This window comes from Caldimonas tepidiphila (genome assembly GCF_003569765.1).
In the GTDB taxonomy this organism is placed as follows: Bacteria; Pseudomonadota; Gammaproteobacteria; order Burkholderiales; family Burkholderiaceae_C; genus Caldimonas; species Caldimonas tepidiphila.
In genome coordinates this window covers 1-19367 of sequence record NZ_QXMG01000013.1, presented here as the reverse complement: position 1 = coordinate 19367, position 19367 = coordinate 1, and the positions used below count along the sequence as shown (strand labels likewise).

Genomic DNA, 19367 nt, shown 5'->3' with positions numbered 1-19367 from the left:
CGCGTGCGCGGCCCTCAGGCGGCCTGGCGGGCGAGCGCCGCGTCGATGTCGGCCTGCGCCTCGGTGATCGGCTGGATGCCGAACTCCTTGACGAGCACGTCGAGCACGCCCGGGGTCAGGAAGGCCGGCAGCGTGGGGCCGAGGCGGATGTTGCGCACGTTGAGCGCCAGCAGCGTCAGCAGCACCGCGGCGGCCTTCTGCTCGAACCACGACACCACCAGCGTCAGCGGCAGCTCGTTGATGTTGCAGTCGAACTCGTTGGCCAGCGCGTTGGCGATGCGGATGGCCGAGTAGCTGTCGTTGCACTGGCCGATGTCGAGCAGGCGCGGAATGCCGCCGATCGTGCCGAACTCGTGCCGGTTGAAGCGGTACTTGTTGCAGCCGAGCGTCATCACCACCGTGTCCTGCGGCGCCTGCGTGGCGAACTCGGTGTAGTAGTTGCGGCCCGGGGCGGCGCCGTCGCAGCCGCCGACGAGGAAGAAGTGGCGGATCGCGCCGGAGCGCACCGCGTCGATCACCTGCGGCGCGACGCCGAGCACCGCGTGGCGGCCGAAGCCGACCGTGACGGTCTGCGCCTCGGGCGCGTCCTCCCTGAAGCCGGGCAGCGCCTGCGCGGCCTGGATCAGCTGCGCGAAGTTGTGGTCGGCGAGGTGGCGCACGCCGGGCCAGCCCACCGGGCCGGTGGTGAAGATGCGCTGGCGGTAGGCGGGCAGCGGCTCGATGATGCAGTTGGACGTCATCAGGATCGGGCCGGGGAAGTTGGCGAAGTCCAGCTGCTGGTCCTGCCACGCGCCGCCCCAGTTGCCCGCCAGGTGCGGCCAGGCCTTGAGCTTGGGGTAGGCGTGCGCGGGCAGCATCTCGCCGTGCGTGTAGACGTTGATGCCGAGATCCTTCGTCTGCTCCAGCAGCGCGTGCAGGTCGCCGAGGTCGTGGCCGGAAACGAGGATCGCCTTGCCCTTGACGGGCGTCACGCGCACCTGCGTCGGCTGCTGCGCGCCGAAGTTGCCGGTGTTGGCCGCGTCGAGCAGCTCCATCACCTTCAGGTTCAGGCCGCCGAGCGCGAGCGATTCCTGCAGCAGGCGCGGCACGTCGGCCGGCTCGCCGGCGAGGAAGTCCAGCGCCGCCTCGACGCCGGCGTAGACGCCCTCGCTCTCCTGGCCGAGCACCTGCGCGTGGTGCGCGTAGGCGCAGATGCCCTTGAGGCCGTAGAGCACCAGCGCGCGCAGCCCGATCACGTCCTCGCCGACGAGCTCGGCGCCGGCACGGATGCCGACCGCTGCGGCCTGGCGCAGCAGCCCGTCCATGTCGGTGGCGGGCTGCCACGCGGCGGGGCCGCCGAGCGTCTCGGGCGTGCCGCCCTGCGCGCGCACCGCGGCCTCGTAGCCGGCCTTCACGCGCTCGCGCACCTGCGCCGCCTGCTGCAGCAGCGCGACGAAGCGCGCGGCGTTGAAGTTGACGTTGGTCAAGGTCGTGAACAGCGCATGCAGCAGGAAGCGGGCGGCCTCGTCGTCGGGGGCGTCGAGCGCGCGGGCGCGGCTCGCGTACTGCGCGATGCCCTTGCAGGCGTGGATCAGCAGGTCCTGCAGGTCGGACGTCGTCGCGTCCTTGCCGCACGAGCCGCGCGCCGTCGCGCAGCCTGCCGTCGCGCCGTTGCGCTGGGTCTGTTCACACTGGTAGCAAAACATGCCGTCTCCTCGCTGGCCTGGTTCGGTGGTCGATCAAGCCGCGAAGGGTGGAGGAGGCGGCGCCGGCTTTCCTTGATCGCACTCAAGAAATCCGGGGCGAGGGGCGGGGGTGGCGGGGCGCTTGATGACGGTCAAGCGGCGAGTGCGGCCTCGTGCACGGCTCAGGGCTCGAACTCGCGCAGCCGCCGCAGCGACGCGACCGCGATCGTGCGTCCCTGCACCTCGATCAGGCCGGCGCGGCTGAGCTCGGCGAACACGCGCGACAGCGTCTCGGGCGTGAGGTTCAGCCGCGACGCGATCACCTGCTTGGCGGTGGGCAGCTCGATCGACAGCGCCGCATCCGCGGCGCCGTCCTCGCCCGCGTGCTGCAGCAGGTAGCCGATCACGCGCTGCGCGCTCGAGCGCAGCGAGTAGGTCTCGACGTCGCGCAGCAGCGAGTGCAGCCGCACCGACAGGCCCGCGAGCATGCGCCGCGCGAAGGACGGGTCCTCGGCGAGCAGGCGGTCGACCGCGTCGCGGTCGATGCGCAGCAGCAGCGAGTCCTCCAGCGCCTCGGCCGTGACGGGGAAGGGCTTGCCGAGGAACATCACCGCCTCACCGAGGCTCTGGCGCGGCCCGATGATCTCGACCACCTTCTCGGCGCCCTGCGGGCTCGGGATCGCGAGCTTGACCTGCCCGTAGGCCACGCCGTAGAAGCAGTTGGCCGGGTCGCCGCGGCGGAACAGGCATTCGCCCTTGGCGAGGCGGCGCTCGGAGACGCTGCCGAGCAGCGAGGCGAGCTGCTGCGGGGAGACCGACTGGAACAGCGGCAGGTGCGACAGCAGGTTCAGCAGGGCGGCGGACACGGGCGGCGCTTTCGGCTTCGGAACGGGGCCGCCAGCATGCGCCGCGGCCCGCCGGATGCGGCGCCTGCACGGCCGCGGCGCGCCTTCCATAATGGCCCTGCCGTCCCGCCGCACCCCCGCCTCCGATGCCCCACGTCCTCGTGCTCGCCGCCCATCCCGACCTGCGCGTGTCGCGCGTCAACCGCCGCCTGCTCGCCGCGGCGCGCTCGATCGCCGGCGAGCGGCCGCAGCGGCTCGAGGTGCGCGAGCTCTACGCGCTCTACCCGGACTTCGCGATCGACGTCGCCGCCGAGCAGGCGGCGGCCGCGCGCGCCGACCTGATCGTCTGGCAGCACCCGATGCAGTGGTACGCGATGCCGGCGCTGATGAAGCTGTGGGTGGACGAGGTGCTCGCGCACGGCTGGGCCTACGGCCGCGGCGGCAGCGTGCTCGCGGGCAAGGACCTGTGGCCGGTGCTGTCCACCGGCGGCAGCGAGCGCGCCTATCGGCCCGACGGCTACAACCGCCATTTCTTCGACGCCTTCCTGCCGCCCTACGAGCAGACCGCCGCGCTGTGCGGGATGCGCATGCTGCCGCCGATGGTGCTGCACGGCGCGCACGCGGCGGACGACGCAGAGATCGCCAGCCATGCCGCGGTCTACGCCGAGCGGCTGCGCAGCTATCCGGACTGGCCGGAGATCGAGTCGCTCGACCCCTGTCCGCAGTGCGACGTGCCCGCCGCCGACCGGCCCGCCTCCCCCGCGAAGGCCTGAGATGGACCACGGCAACGGCTGGCTGCTGACGAGCCTCGTCTTCTTCGCCGCGGGCGTGATCGCGGTGCCGATCGCGCAGGCGCTCGGCCTCGGCTCGATCATCGGCTACCTCGCCGCCGGCATCGTGATCGGGCCGGCCGGCCTCGGGCTCGTCGGCGACCCGCAGACGGTGCTGCACATCGCCGAGTTCGGCGTCGTGCTGATGCTCTTCCTCGTCGGGCTGGAACTGGAGCCGAAGCGGCTGTGGGCGCTGCGCCGGCCGATCTTCGGCTGGGGCGCGGCGCAGCTGCTCGGCTGCGCGGCGGCGGTGGGTGGCGCCGCGCTCGCCTTCGGCGTGCCCTGGCGCTGGGCGCTGGTGGCGGCGCTCGGCCTGGCGCTGTCGTCCACCGCGATCGCGCTGCAGGTGATGGAGGAGCGGCGGCTGATGGCGACGAGCTCGGGCCAGGCCGCGCTGTCGATCCTGCTGTTCCAGGACGTCGCGGCAATCCCGATCCTCGCGCTGATCCCGCTGCTCGGCAGCAGCCGCGCCGCGAGCGCGCACCCCGGCGAGGAGGCGCTGCGCGCGGTGGCGGTGGTGGTCGGCATCGTGCTGATCGGGCGGCTGCTGCTGCGCCACGCGCTGCGCTGGATCGCGCGCAGCCGCACGCCCGAGATCTTCACCGCCGCCTCGCTCGGGCTGGTGGTGGGGCTGGCGGTGCTGATGGAGGCGGTCGGGCTGTCGATGGCGCTCGGCGCCTTCCTCGGCGGCGTGCTGCTCGCCGAGAGCGAGTACCGGCGCCAGCTCGAGACCGACGTCGAGCCCTTCAAGGGCCTGCTGCTCGGGCTGTTCTTCATGGCGGTCGGCATGTCGGTGGACTTCGCCGCGCTGCGCGCCCACCCGTGGCTGGTCGCGGGCGTGCTCGCCGGCTTCTTCGCGGCCAAGGCGCTGGTGATCTGGGGCCTGGCGCGCGCGATGCGCCTGCCGTGGCAGGAGCGGCCGGTGTTCACGCTGCTGCTCGCGCAGGGCGGCGAGTTCGCCTTCGTCGTGTTCCAGCAGGCGACGGGCGCCGGCGTGTTCGGCGACGAGGTCGGCTCGGTGCTGCTCGGCGCGGTGGCGCTGTCGATGCTCGCGACGCCGCTGCTGATGGTGGCGGTGCAGCGCCTCGGCCCGCGCCGCGCGGCCGCCGAGCCGCCGCCGCCGGAGGCGGGCGACGAGCCGCAGGAGGCGCCGGTGCTGCTGTGCGGCTTCGGCCGCTACGGGCAGATCGTCGGCCGCCTGCTCTACGCCAACGGCCTCAAGGCCACCGTGCTCGACCACAGCGCCGAGCAGATCGAGGCGATGCGCCGCTTCGGCTTCCGCGTGCACTACGGCGACGCGACGCGGCTGGACCTGCTGCGCCGCGCCGGCGCCGCGTCGGCGCGCGTGATCGTCGTCGCGGTCGACGGCGTCGAGCCGAGCCTGCGCATCGTCGACCTCGCGCGCGAGCACTTCCCGCAGGCGACGCTGGTGGCGCGTGCGCGCAACGTGCAGCACTACTACGCGCTGCGCGACCGCGGCGTGACGCTGATCGAGCGCGAGACGCTCGACTCGGCGCTCAGGAGCGCGCGCAGCGTGCTCGAGACGCTCGGCTGGCAGCCGCACCGCGCCTGGCAGCTCGCGACGCGCTTTCGCCGCCACAACGTCGCGCTGGTCGAGCGCATGTGGCCGCACCACCGCGACGAGGCCCAGCTGATCGCGGTCGCCAAGCAGGGCCGCCAGCAGCTCGCCGAGCAGTTCGCACAGGAGCGCGAGCAGCTGCGCAAGCACCGAGGCGGGGACTGGGAGGATTAAGCCCGCCCTTTCAGGGGGGTTGGGCGCGGCGCCCGGCCCGCCCGTTTTCCCGACAATCGGAAACGATGACGGAAGTCCTTTCGCTCGACAGCCAGGCCGCGCCCGCCTTCCTCGCCGGAGGCGGGGAGATGGGTGCGCGCATGCGCGAGCACGACTGGTCGGACTCGCCGCTCGGCGCGCCCCGCGACTGGCCGTCCTCGCTGCGCACCACCGTCGGCCTGATGCTCAACTCCGGCTTCCCGATGTTCGTCGCCTGGGGGCCGGAGCTGGCCTTCCTCTACAACGACGCCTACCGCGACATCCTCGGCGCCAAGCACCCGCGCGCGCTCGGGCGGCCCTTCCGCGAGATCTGGGCCGAGATCTGGGCCGACATCGCGCCGCTGGTCGACGCGGCGCTCGCCGGCGAGGCCAGCTTCCGCGAGAACCTGCCGCTGACGATGCGCCGCCGCGGCTACGACGAGGCGACCTGGTTCACCTTCTCCTACTCGCCGGTCCATGACGAGGACGGCGTGGTGCGGGGCCTCTTCTGCGCCTGCACCGAGACCACCGCGCAGGTGCTGGCCGAGCGGCGCCGCGGCGCCGAGCTCGAGCGGCTGCAGCAGCTGTTCGAGCAGGCGCCGGGCTTCATGTGCGTGCTGCGCGGCCCGAACCATGTCTTCGAGCTGGTCAACGCGGCCTACCGGCAGCTCGTCGGCCACCGCGACTTCGTCGGCCGTTCGGCGCGCGAGGCGCTGCCGGAGGTCGCCGAGCAGGGCTTCTTCGAGCTGCTCGACCGCGTCTACGACAGCGGCGAGCCCTTCCTCGGCCGCGGCGCCAAGCTCGAGGTCCAGCGCGAGCCCGGGGGGCCGGTCGAGGAACGTTTCGTCGACTTCATCTACCTGCCGCTGCTCGGGCCGCACGGCGAGGTGAGCGGCATCTTCGTGCAGGGCCACGACGTCACCGAGCAGAAGCGCGCCGAGGCGGCGCTCGTGCAGCTCAACGAGACGCTCGAGGAGCGCATCGCCGAGGCGCTGGCCGAGCGCGAGTTCGCGCAGGAGGCGCTGCGCCAGGCGCAGAAGATGGAGGCGATCGGCCACCTCACCGGCGGCATCGCGCACGACTTCAACAACCTGCTGCAGGCGGTGCAGGGCAACCTCGAGCTGCTGCGCCGCCACCCGGGCGACGCGCAGAACGTGCAGCGCTGGGCCGAGAACGGGCTGCGCAACGTGCAGCGCGGCGCGCGGCTGACCGCGCAGCTGCTGGCCTTCTCGCGTTCGCAGCAGCTCGAGCTGCGGCCGGTGCTGCTCGACGAGCTGGTGCGCGGCATGGCCGAGCTGCTCGCGCGCACGCTCGGCGCGGGCATCGAGGTCGAGCTGCAGCTCGACTGCCCCGGCGTGCCGGTCGTCGCCGACGCCACGCAGCTCGAGATGGCGGTCCTGAACCTCGCGATCAACGCGCGCGACGCGATGCCGCAGGGTGGCCGCCTGGTGCTGTCGAGCCGGCGCTGCCGCGTCGACGCCGACCCGCAGCTCGACACGGGCGACTACGCCGAGCTGGGCGTGAGCGACAGCGGCAGCGGCATGCCGGCCGACGTGCTCGCGCGCGCCTTCGATCCCTTCTTCACCACCAAGGGCGTCGGCAAGGGCACCGGGCTCGGGCTGTCGCAGGTCTACGGCTTTGCGCGCCAAGCCGGCGGCATCGCGCGCATCCGCAGCGCGCCGGGCGAGGGCAGCACCGTGTCGCTGTGGCTGCGCCTCGCGTCGGACCTGCCGGGCGAGCGCTCGCGGGACGCCGGCGCGGCCGGCGCGGCGGGGCTGAACGTGCTGGTGATCGACGACGACGCCGAGGTGCGCCACCTCGTGAGCGACCTGCTGCACACGCTCGGCCACCGGGCGGTGGCGGCGGCGGACGGCCCCGCCGGCCTCGCGCTGATCGAGGAGGAGGTGCCGGACCTGGTGCTGCTCGACTTCCTGATGCCGGTGATGAACGGCGCGGAGGTCGCCAGCGCGATGCGCCGGCGCTTCCCGCGCATGCCGATCGTGCTGGCCAGCGGTCACGCCGACAGCGCCGAGATCCGGACCGTGCTCGGGCCCGGCGTGCGCATGCTGCGCAAGCCCTTCGGCATCGAGGAGCTGGCGGCCGCGATCGAGCGGGTGCGCGCCGAGACGGCGGCAGGCTGAGCGCCCCGGGCGCGCGCGGCGGCCTTCCCGCCCGCAGGGGCCTTGCGCCGTCGCGCCTCAGCCCCCGGCGCGGCGGCGTGCGCGCTCGCTCAGCGCGTTGGGGAAGTACAGCGCCGTCAGGCTGCGGCTGTGCACCGGCGTGAAGCCGTCGGCATAGGCCTCGCGCGCGTCGGTGGCCCAGCGGCGCCAGTCGCGCACCCAGTGGACGTGGTCGCAGACCTCCAGCAGCCCGAGCGTCTCGCGGTCGCCGATCAGCACGCCCTGCACGCGCAGGCCGAACCGTTCGCGCGCGGCGTCGAGCCGCTCGAGCGTCGCGGGCGTGACGCCGAACTCGCCGTCGCTCGCGATCAGCAGGTCGGCGCTGCGCCACTGCGACTCGTGCACGCGCTCGATCGCGCGCTCGAGCGGCGTCTGCACGTCGGTGCCGCCGTCGAAGGCCTGGCCCATGAAGGCGAGCAGCGCGTCGAGCCCGGCGCGGCCGGCGCCGAGCCGGTGCTCGATCAGCTCGCCCGGGCCGCCGAAGGCGATCAGCAGGCAGGCGCGGCCCTGCGCGTGCGCGGTGCGCAGCGCCTGCAGCACCACCGCCTTGGCCAGGTTCTCCGGCGCGCCGCGCATCGAGCCCGAGGTGTCGACGCAGACGATGATCGGCCCGTGCGCGAGCGGGGCCTCGGCGCGGGCAGCGCGCTGGCGCGGCGGGGACGGCGCGGGCTGCCACTCGTGCAGCAGCGCGGCGTCCTCGAAGGTCAGCAGCCGCTGCTCGACGAAGCGCGCGCGCCACAGCTTCTTGAGCACCGGGTGGCGCAGCTGCGCCGCCTCGCCGGCGAGCATGCGCGAGAGCTGGCCCGAGCGGCGCACGCCGCGCACCTCGCCGGGCGCGTCCGGCAGCGGCACGACGCGGGGCTGCAGCTCGGCCGGCTCGTGCGCGGGCCGCGCGGACGGGTCGGGTTGCCGTGCGGGGAGCGCCTGCGGCCGGCGCTGCTCGCGGCCGAGCCGCTCGATCAGCGCGGCGAGCGCGGGCAGCTGCGCCAGCAGCGCGCCGATGCGCTGCGTCTCGCGCCACTCGCGCGAGCCGAGCCGGCCGCGCAGCTCGTCCCAGCGCAGCTCGCCGAGCTCGCCCAGGCCCTGCAGCAGCGCCAGCGCCTCCTCGACGCCGGCGCGCTCCTGCTGCCATTCGGCGCGGAAGTCCTGCGCGGCCTGCGCCGCCGCCTCGGCGCGGCCGAGGCGGGGCTGGTGGTCGACGATGCGGTCGAGGTGCCACAGCAGCGTGCGCAGCACCTGCAGCGCGAGCGCCGGCGTGCCGCGGCACAGCGCCGGCAGCCCGAGCTCGCCGATCGCGGCGCGCATCGGGTCGAGCGCCTCGGCATCGCCGAAGTCGGCGCCGGGCTCGGGCAGCTCGCCGGCCAGCAGCGCGTCGCGCCAGCGCGCGAGCTCGGCGAGCCGCCGCGGCGTGCGGCCTGCGGAGGCGACGAGCGCCGGCAGCCACAGCTCGCGCGGCAGCGGCTCGAGGTGGTGCCAGGGGGCGTCGACCGGGCCGGGCGCGGCGTCCTTGGAGGAATGCATGCGGCGATTCTCGATCTGCCCGCCCACGCAGGGCAAGCCGCCGGGGCGGCTCGCGGCGGGCCATTTCCCTCCCCTCCCCAATGCAAGGAGCCCCGGGCTGCACGCAGTCTCCGCTACAGGGCGGGGACTGCCGTGAAGCTCACGGGGCGGGGAGATCGACGGGCCGGTGTGGCACGCCCTTGCAGGCGCCCGGCCGGTCCCGTCGTGGCGCCCGGGCTTACTGCTGCGGCGCGTCCGCCAGCAGGACCTGCGCGAAGACCGTCGCCTGGGTCTGCCCGGCGTTCGCCGCCACCAGGTGGAAGCGATTCTCGACCGGCTGTGCGTTGCGCGTCGTGGCCACCGTGCTCTTGAGGAAGGCGGCGCCGGTGAGCGTCGTGCCGGACGGATAGGGGCAGTTGCCGGCACCGAAGGTGAGGTTGGCGTCGAACACCCGCATGTCGGTGCGCGGCGTCAGGGAGCCGGAGACCTGGCAGGAGGGAGCCGCCGCCCTGGAGCTCAGCGTTCCATCGGTGCCGACCACCAGTTGCACCTCCGTGCGGATCGAGCCGCCATTGGGATTGGCGGTATAGAAAAAGCCCTGGATGCTGCGCTGGCTCGGGTTGTTGAAAACATTATCCAGGTCGCCGAGGCTGGCGGCGCCGTTATAGCGCGGGGCGTAATTGCTGGTGAAATTACGGACGGGCGTTTCCGGAGAGGTGATGCTGCCGTTGAGGGTGTTCTGGGACGTGTAGGACGCGCTCAGCGAAGCAGGGCGCTCGCGCCATTCCGGCGTGACGTCCTCGAACGGGAAATCACGGCCGTTCTCGAACGAGTAGCTCCCGTTCGCCGCGGTTCCCTGGCCCACCACCACGCCGCCGATCAGGTTGCGCTCCGGCGCGTTGGTGGTGGTGGAGGTATAGAACTCCGAGGTCATCGTGAGGGAGCGGCCATTCTCCAGCGCGACGGTGGTGGTGTCCCAGATCAGCGCGCGGGGGCCGACTTGCGAGGTGGTGGTGCCGGTCCAGACGCCCTTGATCGCGTCGCCGGGTTGCGCGTTGCCGCCGGTGCCGCCGCCGGTGCCGCCGTCCGTGCCTCCGCCGGTGCCGGTGCCGCCCCCGGTCTGGCTGCCTCCGGTCGGCTCGTTGTTCGGGGTATCGCCGCCGCCACCGCCGCCGCAGGCAGCCAGCATGCAAGCCGCGATTACCGCAGCGGAAAGAGTCTTGATGCCGTACATAAAAAACCTCCCATGAATGTGACGGGTTAAGTCATTTTGATGAGGGGACCTTTGATGTAACTCCCCGGTTCTCGGGGGCATCAGATGGTTTCGAAAACAGAGACCCGGCGTGTCGTCTGATATTTTCTGTAGGGCCTTGAAATTCGGGAGGGAAGGCGGAAAAACCTGCCGTTCATTCTGCGCCGCCAGGGGGCCGCACCGGGCGCCCTGTCCTGGGAATAAAGGCCACGGGACTTTTCAGGCCAAGCGGGCGGCCGCGAAAAAGCATTTGCCGTGCGCCCCTCCCGTGAATGTGGGGCGGCATCCGGGAAGGAAAAAAGGGCCGACTGCAAACTCCCCTGCCGCAGGGGGGCGGGCATGAAAAAAGATCGCCGACGCCGCGTGCCTTGGGTTGCGTCAAGTCCTGCGGGTCTTGCCCGCGCCAGGGGCGCCGGCTTGTTGACGTGCGGCAAGGTCGCGGCGGGGGCCGCGCCGGAACAATGCATTCCCGCCCGCCCCCGCGGGCGGCAACCGGGCTCGCGGCCGGCCGCCCCTGAGAAGACGCGGCGCGGCGCCGGGCCGGCGTCCTCAACCCCCCATGGAGAACAAGCAATGAAGCTGAGCACTGCAGCCGCGGCCCTCGCCGGCGTGCTGATGGCGCTGTCGCCCGCGATCGGCAGCACGGCCCCGGCCGCCAAGGAACCGATCAGCCCCATCCAGCCCGCCAAGGGGCAGGACGCCCGGCTGGTCGAGCTGGGCAAGAAGCTGTACTTCGATCCGCGCCTGTCCAAGTCCGGCTTCATCTCCTGCAACTCCTGCCACAACCTGAGCATGGGCGGCAGCGACAACCTGCGCACCTCGATCGGCCACAACTGGCAGAAGGGCCCGATCAACGCGCCCACCGTGCTGAACTCGAGCCTGAACCTGGCGCAGTTCTGGGACGGGCGCGCGAAGAACCTGAAGGAGCAGGCGGGCGGTCCGATCGCCAACCCCGGCGAGATGGCCTTCACGCACGAGCTCGCCGTCGAGGTGCTCGCCTCGATCCCGCAGTACCGCGCCGAGTTCCGGCAGGCCTTCGGCAGCGACGCGATCGACATCGACCGCATCACCCGCGCGATCGCCGAGTTCGAGGAGACGCTCGTGACGCCGAACTCGCGCTTCGACAAGTGGCTCAAGGGCGACAAGACCGCGCTGAGCCCGAACGAGCTCGCCGGCTACAGGCTCTTCAAGGAGAGCGGCTGCGTCGCCTGCCACAACGGCCCGGCGGTGGGCGGCAACTCCTTCCAGAAGATGGGCGTGGTCGAGCCCTACCAGGCCGCGAGCGACGCCAAGGGCCGCTCCGAGATCACCGGCAAGGACGCCGACCGCTTCAACTTCAAGGTGCCGACGCTGCGCAACGTCGAGCTGACCTACCCGTACTTCCACGACGGCGGCGCCGACACGCTCGAGCAGGCGGTCAACACGATGGGCCGGCTGCAGCTCGGCCGCGTCTTCACCTCCGACGAGAACGCGAAGATCGTCGCCTTCCTGAAGACGCTCACCGGCGATCAGCCGAGCTTCAGGCTGCCGATCCTGCCGCCGTCAAGCAACGCGACGCCGCGGCCGATCCCCTTCGACTGAGAGCCGCCGCGCCCCGCTCGCCCCCGGCTCAGGCCGCGTCGCGGGCGAGGGCCACCGCCTGCGGCGCGACCGCGGGCAGCGCCGCGTCCTGCGGCAGCGCGGCAAAGCCCGCGCGCACCGCGTCGAGCCGCGCGGCGAGCGCCTGCACCGTCGCGAGCGCCGCCGCCAACCGGTCCTCGACGAGCCGTGCCAGCGCCGGCGGCAGCCAGACCCGGCCCGTCAGCGCGGCGCGCGTCGCGTCGAGCCGCGCCTGCTGCGCGGCGACGAATTCGCGCGCGCCGACGAGTGCCTCGTCGACCTGCGCGACGCGCGCGGCCACGTGCACCGGGCTGTAGCGGCGGCGCAGCCGCTCCTCGAGCGTCGCGGCGACGATGCGGGTGATGCCGGTCTCGGCGCTGCCGGCGATGCTGCGCGCCAGCGCCATCTTGCCGGCGGCCTGGTCCCCCTCCTGCCGCGCGCTGCGCTCGAGCTCCAGCTGCTTCTCGAAGGCCTCCACCGCGCGGGTCAGCCAGGGCGCCTCGACCGTCGTCTCCGCCCCGGCCACGCCGTCGACGAACCAGGCCTGCAGGGCCGGCAGCTGCGCCGGCTCGCTCGCGACGCAGTAGGGCACCAGCCACAGGTCCCAGGCGTCGACCGCGTCGCGGCCCTCGCTCAGCGCCGCGGTCTTCAGCAGCCCGACGGTGTGGCGCCAGCGCCGGTCCGACACGGCGATGCGCCGCTCGGCGGCGAGCGCGCGCAGCGCACGCAGCTGCGCCACCACCGGCTCGGGCAGCCGCACCGCGTCGCGGCCCTCGCGCAGCGCCGCGATCTCGGCGGGGCGGATCGGCTCGGGCAGCGCCGGCATGCGCGGCGGGCGCATCTGCAGCAGTTGCGCGAAGCTGTCCTCGCCCACCGGGGCGATCGGCACGCGCAGCAGGAAGCGGTCGTAGAAGGCCGTCAGCGCCTCGTCGGACGGCACCTCGTTGGTGGCGCCGACAACGCAGACCAGCGGCGTCGGCACGCGCTCGCGGCCGTTGTCGAACTCGCGCTCGTTGAGCAGCGTCAGCAGCGCGTTGAGGATGGCCGAGTTGGCCTTGAACACCTCGTCGAGGAAGGCGATGCCCGCGGTCGGCAGGTAGCCCTCGGTCAGCCGCTCGTAGCGGTCCTCCTCCAGCGCGGCGAGCGACAGCGGCCCGAACAGCTCCTCCGGCACCGAGAAGCGCGTGAGCAGCCGCTCGAAGTAGCGCGCGCCGTCGAGGGCGTGGCGCAGCCGCCGCGCGAGCTCGCTCTTGGCGGTGCCGGGCGGCCCGATCAGCAGCAGGTGCTCGCCGGCGAGCGCCGCGAGCAGCGCCAGCCGCGCCGCGGCCTCGCGTTCGAGCAGGCCGGATTCGAGGGCGGCGACGGCGGCGCGCAGGCGGTCGGGGTGGGGGAGCTGCATGCGGCAATGTCATCACAGCGCCCCCGGGCGGTCAATCTCGCAGCGCCGTGCGGGCACCGCCCCTTGATCCCCGGCAAGCTCCTATGCTCGGGCCATGAGCCCCGACGATGCCGATGCGGACCGCCGCCCGCCCCCGTCCCCCGCGGTGTCGCGCCTGCCCTGGCTGGCGCTGTGCGCCGTGCTCGCCGCGCTGACCTGGGCGTTCGGGCCCGAGCAGCCGCAGCTGCGCACCGGGCTGACGCTGTTCGTGCTGATCGCGAGCCTGTGGCTCACCGAGGCGCTCGACCTGACCGTCACCGCGCTGCTGGTGCCGCTGGCCTGCGTGCTCGCCGGGGTGTTCACCACGCGCGAGGCGCTGGCCTCGTTCGCGAACCCGATCATCTTCCTGTTCCTCGGCGGCTTCGCGCTCGCGAGCGCCCTGATCCGCCACGGGCTGGACCGGCTGCTCGCCGCCGCCGTGCTGCGGCTCGCGGGCGAGCGGCTCGCGGTCGCGGCGCTGCTGCTGTTCGCGATCACCGCGCTGCTGTCGATGTGGATCAGCAACACCGCCGCCGCGGCGATGATGCTGCCGCTCGCGCTCGGCCTGCTCAACAGCGGCGCGACGAGGCCCGGGCCGCGCGCCTACGTCTTCGTGCTGCTCGGCCTCGCCTACGCGGCAAGCATCGGCGGCATCGGCACGCTGGTGGGCAGCCCGCCGAACGCGATCGCCGCGGCGCAGGCGGGCATCAGCTTCGCCGAATGGCTGCGCATCGGGCTGCCGCTGGTGGCGCTGCTGCTGCCGCTGATGGTGGGCGTGCTGTGGCTGGTGCTGCGCCCGCCGCTGGCCGGGCGCATCGAGGTGCCGCCGACGAGGTTCGAGTGGAGCCGCGGGCGCGCGATGGCGCTGCTGATCTTCGCGCTGACGGTGGCGGGCTGGGTGGGCGGCGGGCCGCTGTCGGCCGCGCTCGGCATCGCGGGCGACTTCGACTCGGTGGTGGCGCTCGCGGCGATCTTCGCGCTGTGCGTCACGCGCACCGTCTCCTGGCGCGACATCGAGGAGGGCACGCACTGGGGCGTGCTGCTGCTGTTCGGCGGCGGGCTGGCGCTGAGCCAGATGATGGGCTCGACCGGCGCGAGCAAGTTCCTCGCGCAGCAGCTCGTCGGCTGGGTGCAGGGCGCCTCGCTGCTGGTGCTGCTGCTGGCGGTGGTCGCCTTCGTCGTGATGCTCACCGAGCTTGTCAGCAACACCGCGAGCGCGGCGCTGCTGGTGCCGATCTTCGTCAGCGTCAGCGCCGAGCTGGGGCTGCCGCCGGTGCTGCTGTCGGCGGCGATCGCGGTGAGCGCGTCCTGCGCCTTCATGCTGCCGGTGGCAACGCCCCCCAACGCGATCGCCTACGGCACCGGGCAGGTGCCGCAGCGGCTGATGATGCGCTGCGGGCTGGTGCTCAACCTGGTGTGCATCGTCGTCGTCACCGGCGTGATGCGCGCGGCGATGTGAGCGCGCCGCCGCCCGGGCGCCTCAGTGGCGCACCTTCAGCCCGGGCAGGAACTCGATGCCGGTGCGCCGCACCAGCTCCTCGTAGGAGATCGGCTTGCCGGCCTTCGCATGGTCGGTGTTCTCGATCCAGTGCGCCCAGGCGCGGTTCTCGCGCGCGTCGTACACCAGCTTGAACAGGTGCGTCGGCACCCAGACCCGGCCGGGGCCGATGGTCTGCGGCGGCTGGCTCGCGAAGACCGGGCCGCTGAACACGTGGACCGGGCCGGCGGCGCGCATCGCGTAGCTGCGCGTGGCGCGCTCGATGCCGGCCCAGGCGCGCTGGTTGTTGACGCGCGACTGCGGCACCATGTTCGCGAGCGAGAAGCTCTGCGCCATCGCCCGCGCGGTCGGCATGTCGGCCGCGGGCGCCATGTGGCCGCGGTCGTAGCCGCTGCCCTTGTAGTCCTCGAGCTGCGCGCGTTCGGCCGAAGGCAGCCGCGCGTCGGCGAAGAAGCGGTTGGTGCGCTTCTCGTCGTCGGCGTCGAGCAGCTGCTCGCGCGTCAGGCGCTCGACGACGTAGACCGGCGTCTTGCTCTGGCCGGAATGCAGCACCGCGAAGGCGTCGTAGCAGAGCTCGCGCGGCTTGTGCACCTTCGCGGCCGTCAGGCGCGGCGGCTCGCCGGGGAAGAACTGCCGGCAGTCCGCGAAGCCGGCGGCATGGGGGGTGGTCGACGCGGCGAGCAGGAAGGCCGCGACCGCGGCGCGCAGGCTGCGGACGGCAAGGGGCGCAAGAGTCATTCGTGGTGCAACAGCTGTTTTCTCGGGGCGCCAGCCGGACGGACGCCGGGCGGGCGGCGGGCCCGCATGCTAGCGGCGGGCCGCCACGGCCACGCCCGGCTTGGCCCGTGGCCGTGTGGGGCCTTCCCCCGGGCCGGGGGGCGCGGCGGCTCAGAACGAGCCGAAGACGGTGCCGAGCGCGACCACCGCCGCGAGCGCGGCGATCGGAATCAGCACCGCCACGACGAGGATGTCCGCGTAGGAATCGCGGTGCGTCATGCCGCAGATCGACAGCAGCGTGATCACCGCGCCGTTGTGCGGCAGCGCGTCGAGCCCGCCGGTGGCGATCGCCGTGACGCGGTGCAGCAGCTCGGGCGAGATGCCGGCCTGCTGCGCCAGCGCGAGGTAGTTCGCGCCGAGCGTCTGCAGCGCGATGCTCATGCCGCCGGAGGCCGAGCCGGTGATGCCGGCGAGGAGGTTGACCGCGACCGACAGCGAGATCAGCGGGTTGCCGGGCGCGATGCCGAGCACCGCGTCGCGGATCAGCGCGAAGCCAGCGAGCGAGGCGATCACCGCGCCGAAGCCGACCTGCGACGCGGTGTTGAAGATCGGCAGCACCGCGGCGCTGGCGCCCTCGTCGAGCGCGGCCTTCAGGTCCTCGATGCGGCGCCGGTTCAGCGCGACGAGCACGACGATCGCGACCGAGAGCGCGGCGATGATCGCCCATACGCCCAGCACCTGGTCGAGCCGCGTCGGGCCGTAGGGCGCCGCCGCCAGGTAGGCGGTGTCGAGCGCCGGCAGCACATGGGCCGAGAAGAGGTAGTTCAGCGCGATCACGAGCACGATCGGCAGCAGCGCGAGCGAGAGCGGCGGCAGCGACGGCGCCTCGCCGGCCCCGTCCGTGCGCACTGCGCCGGCAGCCCCCGCCGCAGGGGCGTCCGACTCGGCGCCGGCGGGCGCCAGCACGTGCGCGCCTTCCGTGACCGACCCGCGCGCTGCCGCGCCGGGCCCGGCAGGGGCCGTGCCGCCGTAGCCCTCGCCGGCGCGGGCCGCCGCCGCCGCGCGGCGCATCAGCCACAGCGTGCCGAACACCGCCATCACCGCGCCGCCGATCAGCCCGAGCCCGGGCGCGGCGAAGGGCGTGGTCTTGAAGAAGGGCATCGGGATCGCGTTCTGGATCGCCGGCGTGCCGGGCAGCGCCGTCATCGTGAAGGTGAAGGCGCCGAGCGCGATCGTCGCCGGGATCAGCCGCTTCGGGATGTCGGCGGCGCGGAACAGCGCCGCGGCGATCGGGTAGACCGCGAAGGCGACGACGAACAGCGACACGCCGCCGTAGGTCAGCACCGCGCAGGCCAGCACGATCGCCAGCAGCGCGCGCTCGCGGCCGAGCAGCGCCGCGAAGCCCTGCGCGATCGACTGCGCCGCGCCCGACACCTCCATCAGCCGGCCGAACACCGCGCCGAGTAGGAAGAGCGGGAAGTACAGCACGATGAAGCGGCCGAGCGCCGGCATGAAGACCTGCGTGTAGCTCGCCAGCAGCGGCGCGCCCGGGCTCAGCAGCACCGCCAGCAGCGCGGTCAGCGGCGCGAGCACCAGCACGCTGAAGCCGCGGTAGGCGAGCCAGATGAGCAGCAGCAGCGCGACGAGGATGGCGAGGATTCCGGTCATGGAGGGGCGGTCAGTCGGTGAGGTACTCGGCGAGGTCGAGCGTGGCGCGCCGGCCCAGGTCGCGGCCGTGCCAGTGCAACCAGGCGTCGGCGGCGCTGCGGCCGATGTCGAAGAGCTGGCACAGGAAGTCCCAGCTCGTGCGCAGCTTGCTCGCCGGCCCCAGCCCGAGCAGCGCCGACTCGCCGTGGATGCGGTGCGTGCGCAGCCGCTCGACCTGCGCGAAGAGCGGGCTGCGGTAGTCCTGGCCCGGACGTCCCTCGCTCTCGATGAGCTGCTTCATCAGCGCGAGCGTGCGCATCTCGCGCAGCAGGCTGGCGTTGAAGCTGATCTCGTTGATGCGATCGACGATGTCCTGCGCGCGCGTGGGCACCGCCGCGCTGTGCACCGGGTTGATCTGCACCAGCAGCAGGTCGTGCGCCGGGCTCTCGGCCACCAGCGGCATCACCGGCGGGTTGCCGGCGTAGCCGCCGTCCCAGTAGGCCTCGCCGTCGATCTCGACCGCGCGGAACAGCAGCGGCAGGCAGGCCGAGGCCATCACCGCCGCCGCGCTCAGCTCCTCGTGGCGGAACACCTTCAGCCGGCCGCTGCGCACGTGCGTCGCCGACACGAACAGCCGCAGCCGCGTGTCGCGGCGCAGCCGCTCGAAGTCGACCTCCTCGGCGAGGATGTCGCGCAGCGGGTTCAGGTCGAAGGGGTTGAGCTGGTAGGGCGAGACGATGCGGCTGAGCGCGTCGAGGTAGAGGTGCGCCGCGTCGGCGCCCCAGGGCGTGAAGAGGGCGCTCCAGGCGCCGAAGGGATGCGGCGCGGCCGCGCGGCTCACGCGGGTCCAGAAACGCCGCAGCGCCGCGCGCGCGCCCTCGCGGCCGCCCTCGAGCAGGCCCGACGCGAACACCGCGGCGTTCATCGCGCCGGCGCTCGCGCCGGCGAGCGCGACGATCTCGAGCCGCTCCTCGTCGAGCAGCCGGTCGAGCACGCCCCAGGTGAAGGCGCCATGCGAGCCGCCGCCTTGCAGGGCGAGCTCGATCGGCAGGGGACGGCGGGGCATGGCGGGAACGGGACGGCGCAAAGGCAAAACCCCGCAGCCTAGCGCCCCGCCGCCCGGGAGCGGGCAACGTCCGACGGTGAGCCGCGGTTATCCCCGGGGCCGCGGCGACCGGGCAGCGCGCTTACTGCCGCACGCCCTCGGCCTGGATGACGAGGCGCACGGCGTCGGGCATGCCCATCTTCAGGCCCCAGTCCATGCCCCACTGGCTGCGCTGCAGCGTGGCCTCGAAGTCGCCGCCGCAGACCTCGCGCTTGAGCATCGGGTTCTGGTAGCAGTTGAAGCGCGTGGCCTTGAGCGTCAGCGGCTGCGTGCGGCCCAGCAGCGTCAGCTGCCCCTGCACCTCGCTGAGCCTGCCGCCGTCGAAGACCAGCTTGTCCGACACGAACTTCGCGCTCGGGTGCTGGGCGGTGTTGAAGAAGTCGGCGCTCTGCAGGTGCTTGTTGAAGGGGGCGGTGCCGGTGTTGATCGAGCCGGTGTCGATCGTGACCTCGAGCCGCCCGGTCTTGGCCTCGCGGTCGAGCTGCACGCTGCCTTCCTTGCGGTCGAAGCGGCCGCGGTTGGTGGAGGTGCCGAAGTGGTCGATCTCGAAGGTGACGAAGGTGTGCGTCGGGTCGAGCGCGTAGGTGGCCGGGGCGGCGTGGGCCGAGGCGGCGGCGGCCGACAGCGCGGCGATCAGCAGGGTCTTCTTCATGGAGGAGGGTGTCGTCGTGTGGAGGAAGGAAAAAGGGGGGAGAGAAAACTTTCAGCGCGCGGGCACGCCGGCGAGCGCGAGCTTGAGCCGCACCTGCACGTCGTTGGCGACCATCGAGGTGTCGGCCCACTCGTTCTCGCCGATGCGGAACTCCAGCCGCTTGAGCGTGAAGCTGCCGCTGGCGACGGTGGCGCCGCCCGATCCAGGAGCAAGCGTCACCGGCACCACGACGTCGCGCGTCTGGTTCTTGATCGTCAGCCGCCCGGCGACCTCGAAGCGGTCGGCGCCGAGCGGCTTGACGGTGGTCGAGGTGAAGCGCGCCTGCGGGAACCTGGCGGTGTCGAACCACAGGGGCTTGACGAGCTCGGCCTCGGACTCGGCCGAGCCGAGCCAGGCGCTGCCGAGATCGACCGTGAAGTCGATCCTCGCGGCCTGCGGGTTCTTCGGATCGAAGGCGACGCGCGCGTCGAACTTGCGGAACTTCCCCTCGACCGGCACGCCCATCTGGCGGCTGGTGAAGGCGATCTCGCTCTGCGCGGGCAGCAGCTTCTGCGCGGACTGCGGGGGCGGCGCGGCAGCGGCCTGCGCCAGGGCGGGGAGGGGGAGGGCGACGGCCAGCGCGAAGGCGGCGGCGGCGAGCGGCGCGGGAAGGAGCTTCATGGGCGAGGGCGGTTCCAGAGAAGAAGGGAC

Annotated in this window: 15 protein-coding genes; 5 read left to right on the top strand and 10 right to left on the bottom strand. The window is 73.1% G+C overall.

Features of this window, described 5'->3' with window-relative positions; all coding sequences use genetic code 11:
* Window positions 1-14: 14 nt before the first annotated feature.
* Entirely contained in the window at window positions 15-1685 is a 1671-nt protein-coding gene (gene hcp, locus D3A59_RS10980) for a hydroxylamine reductase (RefSeq protein WP_119154971.1), read from the bottom strand.
* 161 nt (window positions 1686-1846) lie between these two features.
* Window positions 1847-2530, bottom strand: a complete 684-nt coding sequence (locus tag D3A59_RS10975) for a Crp/Fnr family transcriptional regulator (RefSeq protein ID WP_240636027.1) — start codon at window positions 2528-2530, stop codon at window positions 1847-1849.
* Window positions 2531-2655: 125 nt separating this feature from the next.
* Between D3A59_RS10975 and kefF the strand changes: the two genes are divergently transcribed.
* The 3 genes from kefF to D3A59_RS10960 all read left to right on the top strand — a co-directional run bounded on the left by kefF (window position 2656) and on the right by D3A59_RS10960 (window position 7251).
* Window positions 2656-3282: a glutathione-regulated potassium-efflux system oxidoreductase KefF gene (gene kefF, locus D3A59_RS10970; protein WP_119154969.1), complete on the top strand. Its 627-nt coding sequence runs from the start codon at window positions 2656-2658 to the stop codon at window positions 3280-3282.
* Window position 3283: 1 nt separating this feature from the next.
* Window positions 3284-5092, top strand: coding sequence for a glutathione-regulated potassium-efflux system protein KefC (gene kefC, locus D3A59_RS10965; protein ID WP_119154968.1), 1809 nt, complete (start codon window positions 3284-3286; stop codon window positions 5090-5092).
* 65 nt (window positions 5093-5157) lie between these two features.
* Window positions 5158-7251 (top strand): PAS domain-containing protein, encoded by a 2094-nt coding sequence (locus D3A59_RS10960; RefSeq protein ID WP_119154967.1) that lies wholly within the window; start codon window positions 5158-5160, stop codon window positions 7249-7251.
* A 57-nt stretch (window positions 7252-7308) separates the two neighbouring features.
* On the opposite strand, the gene D3A59_RS10955 is transcribed toward D3A59_RS10960, so the two are convergent.
* Both D3A59_RS10955 and D3A59_RS10950 read right to left on the bottom strand, forming a co-directional pair.
* On the bottom strand, window positions 7309-8811 hold the full coding sequence (locus D3A59_RS10955) for a vWA domain-containing protein (protein ID WP_157991485.1): 1503 nt from the start codon (window positions 8809-8811) through the stop codon (window positions 7309-7311).
* A 217-nt stretch (window positions 8812-9028) separates the two neighbouring features.
* A complete protein-coding gene (locus D3A59_RS10950) occupies window positions 9029-10024 on the bottom strand; it encodes a hypothetical protein (RefSeq protein ID WP_157991484.1) in 996 nt (331 codons plus the stop codon).
* Window positions 10025-10615: 591 nt separating this feature from the next.
* Here D3A59_RS10950 and D3A59_RS10945 point away from each other — a divergent pair.
* On the top strand, window positions 10616-11623 hold the full coding sequence (locus tag D3A59_RS10945; RefSeq protein WP_119154964.1) for a cytochrome-c peroxidase: 1008 nt from the start codon (window positions 10616-10618) through the stop codon (window positions 11621-11623).
* Between the two features lie 28 nt (window positions 11624-11651).
* On the opposite strand, the gene D3A59_RS10940 is transcribed toward D3A59_RS10945, so the two are convergent.
* The gene (locus tag D3A59_RS10940; RefSeq protein ID WP_119154963.1) at window positions 11652-13040 is read right to left on the bottom strand and encodes an AAA family ATPase; all 1389 of its coding nucleotides are present in this window, start codon (window positions 13038-13040) and stop codon (window positions 11652-11654) included.
* Between the two features lie 94 nt (window positions 13041-13134).
* Between D3A59_RS10940 and D3A59_RS10935 the strand changes: the two genes are divergently transcribed.
* Window positions 13135-14517: an SLC13 family permease gene (locus D3A59_RS10935; protein WP_119154962.1), complete on the top strand. Its 1383-nt coding sequence runs from the start codon at window positions 13135-13137 to the stop codon at window positions 14515-14517.
* A gap of 21 nt (window positions 14518-14538) precedes the next feature.
* Here the strand turns inward: D3A59_RS10935 and D3A59_RS10930 are convergent, their stop codons facing one another.
* The 5 genes from D3A59_RS10930 to D3A59_RS10910 form a co-directional block, all read right to left on the bottom strand.
* Entirely contained in the window at window positions 14539-15294 is a 756-nt protein-coding gene (locus D3A59_RS10930; protein WP_119154961.1) for a DNA/RNA non-specific endonuclease, read from the bottom strand.
* Window positions 15295-15444: 150 nt separating this feature from the next.
* On the bottom strand, window positions 15445-16941 hold the full coding sequence (locus D3A59_RS10925) for a GntP family permease (protein WP_119154960.1): 1497 nt from the start codon (window positions 16939-16941) through the stop codon (window positions 15445-15447).
* Between the two features lie 10 nt (window positions 16942-16951).
* Window positions 16952-17986: a patatin-like phospholipase family protein gene (locus D3A59_RS10920; protein WP_119154959.1), complete on the bottom strand. Its 1035-nt coding sequence runs from the start codon at window positions 17984-17986 to the stop codon at window positions 16952-16954.
* A 121-nt stretch (window positions 17987-18107) separates the two neighbouring features.
* On the bottom strand, window positions 18108-18677 hold the full coding sequence (locus tag D3A59_RS10915; protein WP_119154958.1) for a YceI family protein: 570 nt from the start codon (window positions 18675-18677) through the stop codon (window positions 18108-18110).
* Window positions 18678-18728: 51 nt separating this feature from the next.
* Complete coding sequence (locus D3A59_RS10910; RefSeq protein WP_119154957.1) at window positions 18729-19337, bottom strand: YceI family protein; 609 nt, start codon at window positions 19335-19337, stop codon at window positions 18729-18731.
* Window positions 19338-19367 lie beyond the last annotated feature (30 nt).